Annotated in this window: 14 protein-coding genes; 12 read left to right on the top strand and 2 right to left on the bottom strand. The window is 73.5% G+C overall.

The genetic code is table 11. From position 1 onward, the window contains the following. Positions 1–32 precede the first annotated feature (32 nt). Positions 33–1004: an alpha/beta hydrolase gene (locus IW256_RS13585; protein ID WP_197011305.1), complete on the bottom strand. Its 972-nt coding sequence runs from the start codon at positions 1002–1004 to the stop codon at positions 33–35. Positions 1005–1135: 131 nt separating this feature from the next. Here IW256_RS13585 and IW256_RS13580 point away from each other — a divergent pair, with 131 nt between their 5' ends. Beyond that, positions 1136–1654: a TspO/MBR family protein gene (locus IW256_RS13580; protein WP_197011304.1), complete on the top strand. Its 519-nt coding sequence runs from the start codon at positions 1136–1138 to the stop codon at positions 1652–1654. Between the two features lie 32 nt (positions 1655–1686). Here IW256_RS13580 and IW256_RS13575 read toward each other — a convergent pair whose 3' ends face one another. Next, entirely contained in the window at positions 1687–2352 is a 666-nt protein-coding gene (locus IW256_RS13575; protein WP_197011303.1) for a LysE family translocator, read from the bottom strand. Positions 2353–2467: 115 nt separating this feature from the next. Between IW256_RS13575 and IW256_RS13570 the strand changes: the two genes are divergently transcribed. From IW256_RS13570 to IW256_RS13520, 11 genes are all read left to right on the top strand, one after another. Continuing rightward, positions 2468–3031, top strand: a complete 564-nt coding sequence (locus tag IW256_RS13570) for an ArsR/SmtB family transcription factor (protein WP_197011302.1) — start codon at positions 2468–2470, stop codon at positions 3029–3031. Between the two features lie 83 nt (positions 3032–3114). Further along, entirely contained in the window at positions 3115–4011 is an 897-nt protein-coding gene (locus IW256_RS13565; protein ID WP_231403768.1) for a M23 family metallopeptidase, read from the top strand. Between the two features lie 142 nt (positions 4012–4153). Further along, positions 4154–4441: a hypothetical protein gene (locus tag IW256_RS13560; protein WP_197011300.1), complete on the top strand. Its 288-nt coding sequence runs from the start codon at positions 4154–4156 to the stop codon at positions 4439–4441. A 226-nt stretch (positions 4442–4667) separates the two neighbouring features. Continuing rightward, positions 4668–5807 (top strand): LacI family DNA-binding transcriptional regulator, encoded by a 1140-nt coding sequence (locus IW256_RS13555; protein WP_231403767.1) that lies wholly within the window; start codon positions 4668–4670, stop codon positions 5805–5807. A 157-nt stretch (positions 5808–5964) separates the two neighbouring features. After that, on the top strand, positions 5965–7134 hold the full coding sequence (locus tag IW256_RS13550; protein WP_197011299.1) for a mandelate racemase/muconate lactonizing enzyme family protein: 1170 nt from the start codon (positions 5965–5967) through the stop codon (positions 7132–7134). Next, the gene (locus IW256_RS13545) at positions 7131–8138 is read left to right on the top strand and encodes a zinc-dependent alcohol dehydrogenase (RefSeq protein ID WP_197011298.1); all 1008 of its coding nucleotides are present in this window, start codon (positions 7131–7133) and stop codon (positions 8136–8138) included. Before IW256_RS13550 ends, IW256_RS13545 begins: the two co-directional genes overlap by 4 nt. 45 nt (positions 8139–8183) lie before the next feature. Next, the gene (locus tag IW256_RS13540) at positions 8184–9200 is read left to right on the top strand and encodes a hypothetical protein (RefSeq protein ID WP_197011297.1); all 1017 of its coding nucleotides are present in this window, start codon (positions 8184–8186) and stop codon (positions 9198–9200) included. A 60-nt stretch (positions 9201–9260) separates the two neighbouring features. Continuing rightward, entirely contained in the window at positions 9261–10388 is a 1128-nt protein-coding gene (gene chvE, locus IW256_RS13535) for a multiple monosaccharide ABC transporter substrate-binding protein (protein ID WP_197011296.1), read from the top strand. 5 nt (positions 10389–10393) lie between these two features. Further along, the gene (locus IW256_RS13530) at positions 10394–12010 is read left to right on the top strand and encodes a sugar ABC transporter ATP-binding protein (protein WP_197011295.1); all 1617 of its coding nucleotides are present in this window, start codon (positions 10394–10396) and stop codon (positions 12008–12010) included. Beyond that, positions 12007–13272 carry a multiple monosaccharide ABC transporter permease gene (gene mmsB / locus IW256_RS13525; RefSeq protein ID WP_197011294.1) on the top strand — a complete coding sequence of 422 codons (1266 nt, stop codon included), beginning with the start codon at positions 12007–12009 and terminating at the stop codon, positions 13270–13272. The genes IW256_RS13530 and mmsB overlap by 4 nt, the downstream gene beginning before the upstream one ends. A 189-nt stretch (positions 13273–13461) precedes the next feature. Continuing rightward, on the top strand, positions 13462–14637 hold the full coding sequence (locus IW256_RS13520) for an aldose epimerase family protein (protein WP_197011293.1): 1176 nt from the start codon (positions 13462–13464) through the stop codon (positions 14635–14637). Positions 14638–14731 lie beyond the last annotated feature (94 nt).

Genomic DNA, 14731 nt, shown 5'->3' with positions numbered 1-14731 from the left:
GACGGGGCGGTGCCGGCCCGCCGCGATCGGCCCTAGGCGGCCCGCGGCCGGCCGCTCCGGGCGGTGACGCGGCGGGCGAAGGCCCCGATCTCCTGGATGGCGGCCAGCCCCTCCCTGGACAGGTCGGCGAAGATCTGGAAGACGTGCATCTGCCCTTCCCAGATCTGCAGGGTGCACGGCACGCCCGCCGCCCCCAGCCGCTCGGCCATCGACTCGGCGTCCACGCGCATGACCTCCAGCGAGCCGACCTGGATGAGCGTGGGCGGCAGGCCGCCCAGGTCCGCGTGCACCGGGCTGAGCCACGGGTCGGTGAGCTCGGCGCCGGGGAAGCAGACCCGGACCATGTCCCGCATCCGCCACGCCGGGATGAACGGGTCCAGCGCGGCGTTGGCGTGGGCGACCTTCACGTCGATGTCCAGGTCGGTGAAGGGTGACAGCGCGGCGATCCCGGCCGGCCGGGGCAGCCCTTCCCGCATCGCGTGCAGCGGGGCCATGAAGCCGAAGTAGCCGCCCGCCGAGTCCCCGGCGACCACGATGTCGCCGGCCTCGTACCCCTGGTCCAGCAGCCACCGGTACGCCTCGACGCAGTCGCGGACGGAGGTCGCGATGGGCACCCGGGGCTGCATGCGGTAGGCCACCGACAGCGCGGGCATGCCCGCCGCGCCGGAGATCCTGGCGATCATCCGGCGGTGCGTGCGCAGGCCGCAGGCCACGAAACCGCCGCCGTGGAAGTAGAGGATCACCCGCCGCGAGTCCCGCGGCACCCCCGCGGCCCGGACCCACTCGGCCCGGCACGCCAGGCCCGGCACCCCGGCCACCCGGGTGCCGCGCGGCGCCACCATGAGCACCGCCGCGGCGTCCAGGAACGGGGCCAGGCGCAACAGGAGCGGGCTCCACGGCAGCCGGACGATGAGCGGCCGGAGGGTCCACCGCATCAGCAGCGCCGCCGCCCGCGCGCCCCGCCCGCAGCCCGCGCGTTCCTCGACCGCCGGTGTGACCGCCATCCGCCGCACCCTTCGCCGTCTCCTCGCCCAGGGGGAGGATACGCCCCTAGTAAGCGCTTGGGTACCTGCGTTCTCCGTAACGTCCGCCACAACCGGGCCGGACTCGGGCCGGAATCGGGTAGGAGCCGGGCATGACGCACGCGAGAACCCTGCTGGGCACGGCGTCGATGGTCACGGCCGCCGCCACCGCCGGAGCCCTGGGCACCGACCCGCGATCACGCTGGTACGCCGAACTCCGCAAGCCGTCCTGGCAGCCGCCGCCACCCGTGTACGGGATCGTCTGGACGCCGCTGTACGGGTTGATCGCCTACGCCGGCGCGCGGGCGATCGACCGGGCGGACGGCGCCGAGCGCCGGGCGCTGTGGCGGGCGTTCGGGGTGAACCTGGCGCTCAACGCCGCCTGGCCTCCGCTGTTCTTCAGGGCGCGCTCCCCGCGGGGCGCCTTCGCCGAGATCCTCGCGCTCAACGTCTCCAACCTGCTGCTGGCCAGGCGGGCCGCGCGGGCCGACCGGCGGGCCGGGCTGCTCCTGCTCCCCTACGCGGGCTGGACCGCCTTCGCCACCCTGCTGAACGGCTCGATCGTCCGGCTCGACTCCGGACCGGCAGGACGCCGCCGCGCGGGAGGCCATCGCGCGGCCCGGCGCGGCTGAGCACCGCCCGGCGCCCGCGCCCTCCCGGCCTCTCAGCGCCTTTCGAAGGCGACCCGTACGCCGAGCGCGATGAGCACGGCGCCGGTGGTGCGTTCCAGCCACGCCTTGACGCGCGGGGCGGTCAGGACGGCCCGGGCGCGGCCGACCAGGTGGGCGTAGGCCGTGAGCCACACCAGCCCGACGAGGACGTGCACGGCCGTGAGCGTCAGCGTCTGCGGGAGGACCCCGCGCCCGGGGTCGACGAACTGCGGCAGGAAGGTCAGGAAGAAGAGCGCGGGCTTGGGATTGAGCACCGTGCTGACGAGCCCCTGAAGGAACGCGCCGCGTCCCGCCCTGCCGCCCGCGCCGGGCCCGGCGGGAGCGGCGTCCCGCGGACCGGCGGGCGCCGCGCCGGCGGGCGCCGGCTCGCGCGCGGTCCGGATCGCCTGGACGCCGAGCCAGACGAGGTAGGCGGCACCGGCGTACTTGACCGTGGTGTAGGCCGCCGCCGACGCCACGAGCAGGGCCGACAGCCCGGCGGCGAGGGCGGCGCCGTGCACCAGGAGCCCGGTGAGGTTGCCGAGGACGGTGCGCCGCGCCAGCGCGGGGCCGCCGAGGAGGACCTGGCGGGTCACCAGCGCCATGTCGGCCCCGGGGATGACCGTCACCAGCAGCGAGGCCGCCAGGAACGGCAGCAGGAGTTCGGGAGGAACCGGCATGGAACCCGCATTCTACGGCGTGCCCCGGGCCGCCGAGCGGGACCTCGACGTCCCTCGGCCCGCGCCGTCTCGCGCCCGGCTTGATGAAATTACGTTCTTACGTAATATTGGAGTCATGACGACCGACGCGGACGACGACCTGGCCGGGCGGGTCGCACGGCTGGAGGAGCGCGTGGCGCGGCTGGAGGGCGCCGCACCGCCGGCCTCCTCGTCCCTCACCTCCCCGTCCCCCGCCTCCCCGGCCGGCGCGGCCGAGGACCACCAGGTGGCCGGCCCCGACGCGTTCTGGGCCCTGGAGGCCCTGAAGGAACGCGCGGACGACGCCGGGGCGGTGCTGTTCACCGGCACCGTCACGCTGCCCTCCGGCGAGCACTACGAGTGGCAGCAGGGCCATCCGGCGGCGGACCTGCTCGCCGACGACTGGTCGCAGGCCGCCGACGCCCTCACCGCGCTCGCGCATCCGGTCCGGCTGCTGCTGCTCAGGGAGATCCTGCACGGCGCCCGCACCACCGCCGAGCTGGCCGCGCACGAACGCCTCGGCACGACGGGGCAGCTCTACCACCATCTGCGCCAGCTGGTGGCGGCCGGCTGGCTGCGCACCACCGCGCGCGGCCAGTACGCCGTGCCGGGCGAACGGGTGGTGCCCATCCTCACCATGCTCGCGGCGGCCCGCCGCTGAGCCCCTGGAACGACTCCACGAAACAGAGGCCCGCGATGTACCGGAGACTGGCAAAGCTCAGGACACTTCTCATAATTCTGGGCATGGCGTTGACGTTCGGCCTGCTCTTCCAGGGGAACGAGACGCTCCCACTGGCGGGGATCGCCGTCATCGTGCTCGGACTGGTGCTCTCGTTCGCCCCCATCCGGGGCCCGGGGCGCGAGCCGGTCGTCCTGCGCAGCCCCGTGCACGGCCGCTGGGTGCCGGTCAACAGCCCCGCCGACAAGGTCCCCAGCCACGGCACCCACGAGCTGGGACAGACCTACGCGATCGACCTGGTCCACGTACCCGACCCGGCGGTGGAGTGGACGGCGCTGCGGCGCCGCCCGATCGCGGCCCGCCCCGAGACCTTCCCGGCGTTCGGGCAGCCGATCATGGCACCCGCCGACGGCGTGGTGGTCCGGGTCGGCGGGCGGCAGCGCGACCACTGGAGCCGCAACTCCTGGCCCGCCCTGGTCTACCTGCTGATCGAGGGCATGCTGTTCCGGCAGCTGCTGTCCTTCCTGACCCTGTCGGCCGGCCGGTTCATCCTGGGCAACCACGTGGTCCTGGACCTCGGCGACGGCGTGTACGCGGTGTTCGCCCACCTGCGGCGCGGCTCGCCGCGCGTCGCGAAGGGACAGCGGGTCCGGGCCGGCGACGTCCTGGGCGAGGTGGGCAACTCGGGCAACAGTTCCGAGCCGCACCTGCACTTCCACCTGATGGACGCCCGGAGCGACCTCGTCGCCGCAGGGGTCCCGTTCGCCTTCGCCTACGAGAGCGACGGCGAGGTCCGCACCGGCGTGCCGGGCGGGGGCCGTCCCTTCGTCGCCGGACCGGAGGCGGGCGCCGGCGCACCGGACGGTGCCTCACACGATGCCTCAACCGGTTCCTCAACCGGTTCCTCAACCGGTTCCTCAACCGGTGCCGCGGACGTCGCGGGGGGCCGCCCCGCCCGCTGACCCGGCGGCGCCACCACCCACCACTCCACCACTCCACCACCCACTGCGCGATCAACCTTGGCCCGGGCATTGCCATAGCCGCCCCGACCCCGGGAAAACACGCCCTTGCAGGCAAGACAGGACCGATGGCCAGGGAGGGCACATGATCGGCATGCTGCACAAGATGGGACTGTCGTCCAACGTGATGTACGGGCTGGGGTTCGCCTCGATCGGCGCGGCCATCGCGTCGTGGTCGATGTCCATGAACGCCGAGCCGGACGGGATCGCCCGCGCGGACCGGTGGGGGATCTTCGTGGGCGAGTGGGCGCCGACGTTCTTCGCGCTCGGCTGTGCCATGCGCCTGGAGGAGCAGTGGGGGCCGGTGAGCGCCCGCGAGCGCATGCGGGAGACCGCGGAGCGGGCGCGGGAGGCGATGCCGGTCGGGGGCTGACCCGTTCCGGGGCGGGAGGCCGGGCACCGGCCCGCGCGGGCGCCTGACGGCGGGACGCGAGGGCCGCCGGCCTCCACCTCTTTCGGGGACGTGTCGACGCTGGTCGGGCCCCTCCGCCTTGCCCTGCCGGGATGTTCGCGCTATCACGAGTCTGGCCCGGGGTATTGACAGCGCTTCGCGTTAGCGCAAACATCAGGCTCGGCCGCCCCGGAGTGAAGGAGCTCACATGACCGTCCCGCCGCCCCCGCCCCCCGCGGAGGAAGCGGGCATGGACGGGACCGCCGCCCCCCGCCGGGACCCCTCCTCCCCGGCCGGGCCCGGCGGCACGAGCGGCACGGCCGGCACGGCCCCCGCCGGGCGGCCCCGGGCCGCGGTCATGGAGGACGTCGCGCTGCTGGCCGGCGTCTCGGCGATGACGGTCTCCCGGGTCCTCAACTCCCCCGAGAAGGTCCGCCCGCAGACCCGCAGCCGGGTCATGGCGGCGATGCGCGAGCTGGACTACCGGCCGAACTCGGCCGCGCGGGTGCTGGTCACCGGCCGTTCCCAGGTCCTGGGCGTGGTCGCCTTCGACACCACGCTGTACGGCCCCGCCTCCACGCTCTACGGGATCGAGCGCGCCGCCCGCGGCGCCGAGCACATGGTCAGCATCGCCAGCGTGAGCTCGCTGACCCGCCGGTCCATCCAGGACGCGGTGGAACGGCTGCGCTCGCAGTCGGTGGACGGGATCGTGGTGATCGCGCCGCACGAGTCGGCGGCCGAGGGGCTGCGCGGGCTGCCGCCGGACTTCCCGGCGGTGGTCGTGGGCGCCGGGGGCGAACTGCCGGTGCCGGTGGCGGCCGTGGATCATCACGCGGGGGCGGTCCGGGTCACCCGGCATCTGCTCAGCCTCGGCCACGCGACCGTCTGGCACGTGGCCGGCCCGAGCGACTGGATCGACGCCAGCGAGCGGGTCGCCGGATGGCGCTCGGCCCTGGAGGCCGAGGGCCGGGAGGTCCCCGTTCCGCTACAGGGCGACTGGAGCGCCCGTTCCGGCTACGAGCAGGGGCGGCTGCTGGCCGCCGACCCGCGGGTGACGGCGGTCTTCGCCGCCAACGACCCGATGGCGCTGGGCCTGCTGCGCGCGCTGCGCGAGGCCGGACGGCGCGTCCCCGAGGAGGTGAGCGTGGCCGGTTTCGACGACGTACCGGAGGCCCCGTACTTCGCGCCCCCGCTGACCAGCGTCCGCCAGCCGTTCGGCGAGGTGGGACGGCACGCCTTCCAGCTCCTCCTGGAGCGCATCGCCGGTGCCGAGGGCGCTCCGCGCCGCACCGTCGAGCCCGAACTCGTCGTACGCGAGAGCACGGCGATCCGCCCGTCCGGCCCCTGACGGGCGGCCGTTCCCGGCCGCCCGGACCGTCCCCGACGACCACCACCCGACGACCACCACGACCACCGTCCCGGCGAGAGCATCCCCGACCCCAGTTTTGTTAGCGCTAACGCAAGCAAGCGCTAGTTGAGCCAACGCGAGTCAAGGAAGCGATTCCGTGCGCATCACCAAGATCGCCACACATGTCGTGGGGACGCCCTGGCGCAACCTCACGTACGTCACCGTGCACACCGACGAGGGGCTCACCGGAGTGGGCGAGGCCCGCATGCTGGGCCACACCGACGCCCTGATCGGGTACCTGGCCGAGGCCGGGCGCCGGCACGTGGCCGGCAGCGACCCGTTCGACATCGAGGACCTGGTCCACCGGATGAAGTACGGCGACTACGGCCGGGCCGGGGAGATCGTGATGTCCGGCATCGCCTGCGTCGAGATGGCCTGCTGGGACATCGTCGGCAAGGCGCTCGGCCAGCCGGTGTGGCGGCTGCTGGGCGGGAAGGTGCGGGACCGGGTCAAGGCGTACGCCAACGGCTGGTACACCGTCGACCGCACCCCCGAGGAGTTCCACGCGGCCGCCCTGAAGGTGGTCGAGCGCGGGTACCGGGCGCTCAAGCTGGACCCGTTCGGCGCCGGCCGGATGGACCTCGACCACGGCGAGACGATGCGCTCGGTCTCGCTGGTGGAGGCCGTGCGGGACGCCATCGGACCGGACCGGGACCTGCTGGTGGAGATGCACGGGCGCTTCTCCCCCGCCACCGCGGTCCGGCTGGCCGGGCTGCTGGAACCGTACGCGCCGGGCTGGCTGGAGGAGCCGTGCCCGCCGGAGAACCTCAAGGCCCTGGCCAAGGTGGCCGGGCACACCCGCCTGCCGATCGCGACGGGCGAGCGGATCCACGACCGGATCGAGTTCCGGGAGCTGCTGGAGCTGCAGGCCGCCGACGTCATCCAGCCCGACGTCGGCCATCTGGGCGGGATCTTGGAGACCCGCAAGCTGGCCGCCACCGCCGAGACCTACTACGTGCAACTGGCGCCGCACAACGTGGGCGGCCCCGTGCTGACCGCCGCGACCCTCCAGCTGGGCGTGTGCGTGCCCAACTTCATGATCCTGGAGCACTTCAACGACTTCGCCGACGCCGCGATCAAGAGCGTCGCCCGCGGCGCGCCCGAGGTCGTCGACGGCCACTTCGCCGTGCCCGAGGCTCCGGGCCTGGGCGTGGAGCTCGACCTGGACGCGGTCGCGGCGTTCCCGCGCCGCGACGCCGACTTCGACCTGTTCGCCGAGGACTGGCATCTGCGCGAGGGCACCGGGCGGCGGGGCGGTGGCAGGTGAGCCGGTCGGTGGTGGTGGAGGCGCCGGGCCGCTTCCGGGTGGCCCGGTCCGGCCCGCCCGAGCCGGGTCACGGCGAGGCGCTGGTGCGGATCAGCGCCGCCGGGCTGTGCGGCAGCGACCGCGAGCTGTACGAGGGCACCCGCCCGGCGGACTTCGCCTCGTACCCGGTCGTCCCCGGGCACGAGTGGTCCGGGACGGTCCTGGCGGCCGGCCCGGGCGCCGATCCGGCGCTGACCGGCGCCAAGGTGGTCGGTGAGGGCTTCCACGGCTGCCAGGGCTGCGCGCACTGCCGCGACGGCGCCCCCAACCTCTGCGTCCGCGGGTACGACGAGACCGGGTTCACCCGTCCCGGGGCGTTCGCCGACCACCTGGTGGTGCCGGCCCGGCTGCTGCACGTGCTGCCGGCCGACGCCGACCTGCGGGCGGCGGCGCTGCTGGAGCCCGCCGCGGTGATCGCCGCCGCGGTCCGGCACGCGGCGCTGCGCCCCGGCGAGACGGCCGCGGTGGTCGGCGCCGGGACGCTCGGCATGCTGGCGCTGCAGTTCCTGGCCGCCGCGTCGCCGTCCCGGCTGGTCGCGATCGATCCCCGCGCCGAGCGGGACGGGCCCGCGCTGGCCGCCGGGGCGACGGAGGCGTACCGGCCGGGCCAGGCGCCGTCCGGCGGGTTCGACGTGGTGGTGGAGACCGCGGGCGGCGCCGGCACCGCGCACGCGGCGGTCGCGCTGGCCCGGCGCGGCGGCCGGGTGGCGCTGACCGGCATCCCCGCCGACCCGGCGGACGCGGTGCCCACGACGCTGCTGGTCACCCGCGCGCTGTCGGTGCGCACGGTGTTCGGCGCGGGCCCCGCCGACTGGTCGTACGCGGTGCGCGCGTTCGGCACCGGGGTCCTGCGCCCCGCCTCCCTGATCACCCACGAGCTGCCGCTGGACGACTTCGAGAAGGCGCTCCGGCTCAGCGCCGCCCCCGGCGCGGGCAAGGTGCTGCTCCGCCCCGGCCTGCCCTAACCGCTCCGGCCCCGTACGCCCCCGAACGGAAGAGGTGAAGGAACGATGGACCCGCTCCCCGGCCACGCGACCGGAGACGGCCCCCGGCCGCCCGGCGAGCACGCCCTGCGCGACCTGGGGTTCCCGCCGCCGCCCGAGCCCGCGCCGTCCTCCGCGCGGCGGTTCCCCGACGGCGGCGCCTGGCGCACCGAGCTGCCCTCCTGCGAGGGCCCGGCCGTGCTGGAGGCGGTGCTGGCCGAGAGCGCGCGGCTGGAGGTCCCGCTCCACCGCGTCAGCCAGGGCAGCGGCGTGTGGATGCTGACCGACGCCGAGATCTCGGAGATGGTCGCCGGGTGCGCGGAACGCGGCATCGAGCTGTGCCTGTTCCTCGGGCCCCGCGGGTCGTGGGAGCCGGGCGCGGGCGCGCGCTCCTACGCGGGCTCGGGCCCCCGCGCCCGCGGCCGCGACCAGCTCGCCCAGTGCGTGGAGGACGCGGAGCGGGCGGCGGCGCTCGGGGTGCGCTCGCTGCTGGTCGCCGACGAGGGCGTGCTGTGGACGCTGCATCTGCTGCGCTCGGCCGGGCGGCTGCCGGCCGGCACCACCTTCAAGGTGTCGGCGCTGGTCGGCCCGGTCAACCCCGCCTCGTTCGCGGTGTGGGAACGGCTGGGCGCCGACTCGGTCAACGTACCCAGCGACCTGACCGTGCTCCAGCTCGCCGAGATCCGCGCGATGAGCGCGGCGCCCATGGACTTCTACGTCGAGGCCCCCGACGACCTGGGCGGCTACGTCCGGATGTACGACGCGGCCGAGCTGATCCGCTGCGGTGCCCCCATCTACCTGAAGTTCGGGCTGCGCAACGTGCCGCCCCTGTACCCGGTCGGCCGCCACCTGCTGCCCGCCGCGGTCGAGTCCGGCCGCGAGCGGGTGCGGCGCGGCCGGCTCGTCCTGGACACCCTCGCCCGGCTCGGGGCCGGCGAGGGGATGTCGCCGCCCGGGTCCCGCGATCCGGGCCCGCTGCGGCGGTTCCCGGCCGGCGACGCCGTCCGGCCCGCCGCCGAGCCCGCGGTCCTCCCGGCCCGCTGAGACCACCCACGCCCAGCCCCTGCGGTTCGACCCACCCTCCACCCCCCAAAGGAGAACGACATGAGACTCGGGCGCCTCACCGCCGCGGTATCCGTCCTCGCCCTCGCCGCCGCGACGGCCGCGTGCGGTTCCGCCGAGAAGACGATCGACAAGGAGGCCAGGTCCGGCGACACCAAGGGCGCGCTGATCGGCGTCACCATGCCGACCAGGTCCTCCGAGCGCTGGATCCACGACGGCCAGAACGTCAAGGCGGCGCTGGAGAAGCTCGGCTACAAGGTGGACCTGCAGTACGCCGAGGACGACATCCCGACCCAGGCCAGCCAGATCGAGAACCAGATCACCAAGGGCGCCCGGCTGCTGATCGTCGCCTCGATCGACGGGACCACCCTGACCAGCCAGCTCCAGCAGGCCGGGGACAAGAAGATCCCGGTGATCGCCTACGACCGGCTGCTCCTGCGGACGCCCAACGTCGACTACTACGCCACCTTCGACAACTACAAGGTGGGCGTGCAGCAGGCCACCTCATTGCTGATCGGGCTGAAGCTGAAGAACGCCGACGGCTCCGAGGGCACGGCCAAGGGGCCGTTCAACATCGAGCTGTTCGCGGGCTCGCCCGACGACAACAACGCCACGTTCTTCTACAACGGCGCGATGTCGGTGCTCAAGCCGTACATCGACCGGGGCGCCCTGGTCGTCAAGAGCGGCCAGACCGACTTCAAGCCCATCGCCATCCTGCGCTGGCAGCCCTCCACGGCGCAGAAGCGGATGGAGGACCTGCTCACCAACACCTACCGGGACGGCGCCAAGGTGCACGGCGTGCTGTCGCCGTTCGACGGGCTGTCGATCGGCATCCTCTCGGCGCTCAAGAGCAGCGGGTACGGCACCCCCGGCCAGCCGTACCCGGTGGTGACCGGCCAGGACGCCGAGGTCGCCTCCGTCAAGTCGATCCTGGCCGGCGAGCAGTACTCCACCATCTTCAAGGACACCCGGAAGCTGGCCGCCGAGTCGGTGAAGATGGCCGACACCCTGCTCAAGGGCGGCAAGCCGGCCGTCAACAACACCACCGACTACAACAACGGGGTCAAGGTCGTCCCCTCCCAGCTGCTCCAGTCGGTCATCGTCGAGAAGTCCAACGTCAAGCCGGCGCTGATCGACAGCGGCTACTACACCCAGGCGCAGCTGGGCTGACCGCCATGACCGACGCGATACTGCGGATGCGCGGCATCACCAAGACCTTCCCCGGCGTCAACGCGCTGGCGGACGTGGACCTCACCGTGCGCCGGGGCGAGATCCACGCGATCTGCGGAGAGAACGGCGCGGGCAAGTCGACGCTGATGAAGGTGCTCTCGGGGGTGTACCCGCACGGCTCCTACGAGGGAGAGATCCACTTCGGCGGCGAGCCGTGCCGGTTCACCGGCATCCACGACAGCGAGCGGCACGGCATCGTCATCATCCACCAGGAGCTGGCGCTGTGCCCGCAGCTGTCGATCGCCGAGAACATCTTCCTCGGCAACGAGCGCGCGGGGCGCGGCGGCGGGGCGGACGCGTCCGGGCGGGCGCGGCACGGCCGCGGCCGCGGCGGCCTCGGCCGCCTCCTGCCGGGGCTCCGGCTGGTCGACTGGAACCGCACCAACCACGAGGCCGCCCGCCTGCTGGAGCGGGTCGGGCTGCCGGAGAACCCGGTGACCCCGATCGCCGACCTGGGCGTCGGCAAGCAGCAGCTGGTCGAGATCGCCAAGGCGCTGTCCAAGCGGGTGCGGCTGCTGATCCTGGACGAGCCGACCGCCGCGCTCAACGACGAGGACTCCGCGCACCTGCTCGACCTGGTACGCGGGCTGCGCGACGAGGGCATCACCTCGCTGATCATCTCGCACAAGCTCAACGAGGTGCTGGCCATCGCCGACTCGGTCTCCATCCTGCGCGACGGGCGGATGATCGAGACGCTGGACCCGTCCGCCGGCACGGTCACCGAGGACCGGATCATCGCCGGGATGGTCGGCCGCGACCTGGAGCACCGCTTCCCGCCGCACGAGCCGCGGATCGGCGAGGAGGTGCTGCGGATCGAGGACTGGACGGTGCACAGCCCGGCCCGGCACGACCGGGCGGTGGTGTCCGGGGCGGCCCTGCGGCTGCGGCGCGGCGAGATCGTCGGGCTGGCCGGCCTGATGGGCGCGGGCCGTACCGAACTGGCCATGAGCGTGTTCGGCCGCTCGTACGGGACCGGGATCTCCGGGCGCCTCTACAAGGACGGGAAGCCGATCGAGGCGCGCTCGGTGCGCGAGGCGATCCGGCACGGCATCGCCTACGCCACCGAGGACCGCAAGCGGTACGGGCTGAACCTGATCGAGGACGTCAAGCGCAACGTCTCGGCCGCGGGCCTGGACCGGCTGGCCCGGCGCGGCTGGGTGAACGGCCACGAGGAGTACCGGGTCGCGGAGGAGTACCGCACCGGGCTGAACGTCAAGGCGCCCAGCGTGCTGAGCGAGACCGGCAAGCTCAGCGGCGGCAACCAGCAGAAGGTCGTGCTGGCCAAGTGGATCTTCACCGATCCGGACGTGCTGATCCTGGACGAACCCACCCGCGGCATCGACGTGGGCGCCAAGTACGAGATCTATTCGATCATCAACCGGCTGGCCGACGAGGGCAAGGCGATCCTGCTCATCTCCTCGGAACTGCCGGAGCTCCTGGGCATGTGCGACCGCATCTACACGATGGCGGCGGGCCGGATCACCGCCGAGGTCCCCCGCGCGGAGGCCACCCAGGAACGTCTCATGTCCCATATGACCAAGGAACAGGAGCAGGTCGGATGAGCACCGCGCCCGCGAGCGCCGACACCGCCGCGTCCGGACCGGGCGAGGCCGGACGGGGGACGGCGGGGGGCGGTCCCCCCACGCGCATCTCGATCAACATCCGGCAGAGCGGCATCTACGTCGCCTTCGCCCTGATCGTGGTGCTGTTCTCCGTGCTGACCGGGGGCGACCTCCTGCAGCCGCAGAACATCTCCAACATCATCGTGCAGAACTCCTACATCCTGATCCTGGCGATCGGGATGATCCTGGTGATCATCTCCGGGCACATCGACCTGTCGGTGGGCTCGGTGGTGGCGGTGACCGGGGCGGTGGCGGCCGTGCTGATGGTCGAGCACGACGTCGCCTGGCCGCTGGCACTGCTGATCACCCTTGGCGCCGGCGCCCTGATCGGCGCCTGGCAGGGCTACTGGATCGCCTACTTCGGCATCCCGTCGTTCATCGTCACCCTCGCCGGGATGCTGCTGTTCCGCGCGCTGACCCTCACGGTGCTGGGCAACCAGGGCATCGGCCCGTTCCCCACCGAGGTCCGCACCCTGTCGAACGGCTTCACCTCCGGGTATCTCGGCAACATCGGGCTCGGCGTGCTGGGCGGGGCGGACCTGTTCAGCCTGCTGGCCGGGCTCGCGGCGGTCGCCGGGCTGGCGGTGGCGCAGTGGCGGACCCGCAAGGCCCGGCAGGGGTACGGGCAGTCGGTGGACCCGCTGCCGGTGTTCCTGCTCAAGATCGCCGCGGCGGGTGCGCTGATCATGGCGGTCACCGTGCAGCTCGCCCGCTTCCGCAACCTGCCGTGGGTGCTGGTGCTGCTGGCGGCGCTGGTGCTGGGCTACACGCTGCTGACCAACCGGGCGGTGTTCGGCCGCCGGATCTACGCCGTGGGCGGCAACCTGCAGGCCGCGACGCTGTCGGGGGTCAAGGTCAGGTCGGTGGTCTTCTGGATCTTCGTCAACATGGGCGTGCTGGCCGCGCTGGCCGGAGTGATCTTCGCCGGCCGGCTCAACCAGGCCGGGCCCACCGCCGGCAACACCTTCGAGCTGGACGCGATCGCGGCGGCCTTCATCGGCGGCGCGGCCGTCCAGGGCGGGGTCGGCAAGGTGGTCGGCGCGATCACCGGCGGCCTGATCATGGGCGTGATCAACAACGGCATGTCCCTGATCGGCGCGCCCAGCGAGCGGGTGATGCTGGTCAAGGGCGTGGTGCTGCTCGCCGCCGTCGCCTTCGACGTCTGGACCAAGCGCCGCGCCGGCAACCCCGTCCTGAGGTGATCCCGCTCCCCCGTTCGGCCTCCCACTGACCCGCTCGTCGTCCCCTGACCCGTTCGTCGTCCCGCTGACCCGCTCGTCGTCCCGTTCCCCGTTGCCCCCCGCTCCCCGTTCGTTCTCCGCTCCGCGTTCCCACGGCTCGTCCCGCTCCCCTGCTCCGCTCCATCCCCGAGAGCCTCCGAGAGGAGAGTCATGAGGTTCTTCCCACCCCTGGCCGGCGCGGCGGTGCTCGCCGCCGCGCTGCTGACGGCCTCCACCCCGGCCACCGCGGGTGCCCCGCCCGGAACGGGCCGGCCCCAGATCACCAGGGAGCCGTTCGGCGCGCTCGCCGACGGCACGAGGATCGACCGCTACACGCTGAGCAACGGCCGCGGGATGCGGGTCCGGGTGCTCACCTACGGCGGCATCGTGCAGAGCCTGGACGTGCCCGACCGCAGCGGCCGGCCCGGCAACGTCGCCCTCGGCTTCGGCTCGCTGCCCGGCTACCTGAGCGACGCCTACGTGAAGGCCAACCCGTACTTCGGCGCGATCATCGGCCGGTACGGGAACCGGATCGGCGGCGCCCGCTTCACGCTGGACGGCCGCGAGCACCGGCTGGCGGCCAACGACGGATCCAACAGCCTGCACGGCGGCGCCGCCGGCTTCGACAAGAGGGTCTGGCAGGCCGAGCCCGTCCAGGGGGACGGGACCGTGGGCCTGCGGCTGACGCGGACCAGCCCGGCCGGAGAGGAGGGCTACCCCGGGACGCTGAAGACCACCGTCACCTACACCGTCACCCCGCGCGACGAGCTGCGCATCGGCTACCGCGCCACCACGGACGAGCCGACGGTGGTGAACCTGACCAACCACACCTACTTCAACCTGGCCGGGGAGGGATCCGGCGACGTCTACGGTCACCGCCTCCAGATCGACGCGAGCCGCTACACGCCGGTCGACTCCACGCTCATCCCGACCGGCGAGGTCGCTCCCGTACGGGGCACGCCCCTGGACTTCACCCGTCCGCAGGCCATCGGCGACCGCATCCGCGAGGGACACCCGCAGCTGCTGATCGGCCAGGGGTACGACCACAACTACGTCCTGGACCGCCGTGGGCCCGGCCTCGTCCGCGCCGCGCGGGTCACCGAGCCCCGGAGCGGCCGTGTCATGGACGTCCTCACCACCGAGCCGGGCCTTCAGTTCTACTCCGGCAACTTCCTGGCCGGGACCCTCGTCGGGACGAGCGGTAAGGCGTACCGGCAGGGTGACGGGTTCTGCCTGGAGACCCAGCACTTCCCCGACTCCCCCAACAAGCCGGGCTTCCCGTCGACCACGCTGCGGCCCGGCCAGGTGTACGACACCACCACCGTCTACGCCTTCTCCGCCCGCTGACCGGCCCGCTGACCGGCCCGCGCACGACGCCGCCGCCGGGACGCCCGTGACCCGGCGTACCATGCGGCACTGATCACCCCCGGACGGCCGGGCG

This window comes from Actinomadura viridis (genome assembly GCF_015751755.1).
Classification (GTDB): Bacteria; Actinomycetota; Actinomycetes; order Streptosporangiales; family Streptosporangiaceae; genus Spirillospora; species Spirillospora viridis.
The sequence above is the reverse complement of the archived record's forward strand: the minus strand, read 5'-3'. Positions and strand labels throughout refer to the sequence as shown.

Bases quoted from the DNA above. Each gene is read 5' to 3' on its own strand.
- IW256_RS13540 (WP_197011297.1), top strand. From the start codon at position 8,184: ATGGACCCGCTCCCCGGCCACGCGACCGGAGACGGCCCCCGGCCGCCC.
- IW256_RS13555 (WP_231403767.1), top strand. From the start codon at position 4,668: ATGACCGTCCCGCCGCCCCCGCCCCCCGCGGAGGAAGCGGGCATGGAC.
- IW256_RS13560 (WP_197011300.1), top strand. From the start codon at position 4,154: ATGATCGGCATGCTGCACAAGATGGGACTGTCGTCCAACGTGATGTAC.
- IW256_RS13565 (WP_231403768.1), top strand. From the start codon at position 3,115: ATGGCGTTGACGTTCGGCCTGCTCTTCCAGGGGAACGAGACGCTCCCA.
- IW256_RS13575 (WP_197011303.1), bottom strand. From the start codon at position 2,352: ATGCCGGTTCCTCCCGAACTCCTGCTGCCGTTCCTGGCGGCCTCGCTG.
- IW256_RS13580 (WP_197011304.1), top strand. From the start codon at position 1,136: ATGACGCACGCGAGAACCCTGCTGGGCACGGCGTCGATGGTCACGGCC.
- IW256_RS13570 (WP_197011302.1), top strand. From the start codon at position 2,468: ATGACGACCGACGCGGACGACGACCTGGCCGGGCGGGTCGCACGGCTG.
- IW256_RS13585 (WP_197011305.1), bottom strand. From the start codon at position 1,004: ATGGCGGTCACACCGGCGGTCGAGGAACGCGCGGGCTGCGGGCGGGGC.
- chvE (WP_197011296.1), top strand. From the start codon at position 9,261: ATGAGACTCGGGCGCCTCACCGCCGCGGTATCCGTCCTCGCCCTCGCC.
- IW256_RS13520 (WP_197011293.1), top strand. From the start codon at position 13,462: ATGAGGTTCTTCCCACCCCTGGCCGGCGCGGCGGTGCTCGCCGCCGCG.
- IW256_RS13530 (WP_197011295.1), top strand. From the start codon at position 10,394: ATGACCGACGCGATACTGCGGATGCGCGGCATCACCAAGACCTTCCCC.
- mmsB (WP_197011294.1), top strand. From the start codon at position 12,007: ATGAGCACCGCGCCCGCGAGCGCCGACACCGCCGCGTCCGGACCGGGC.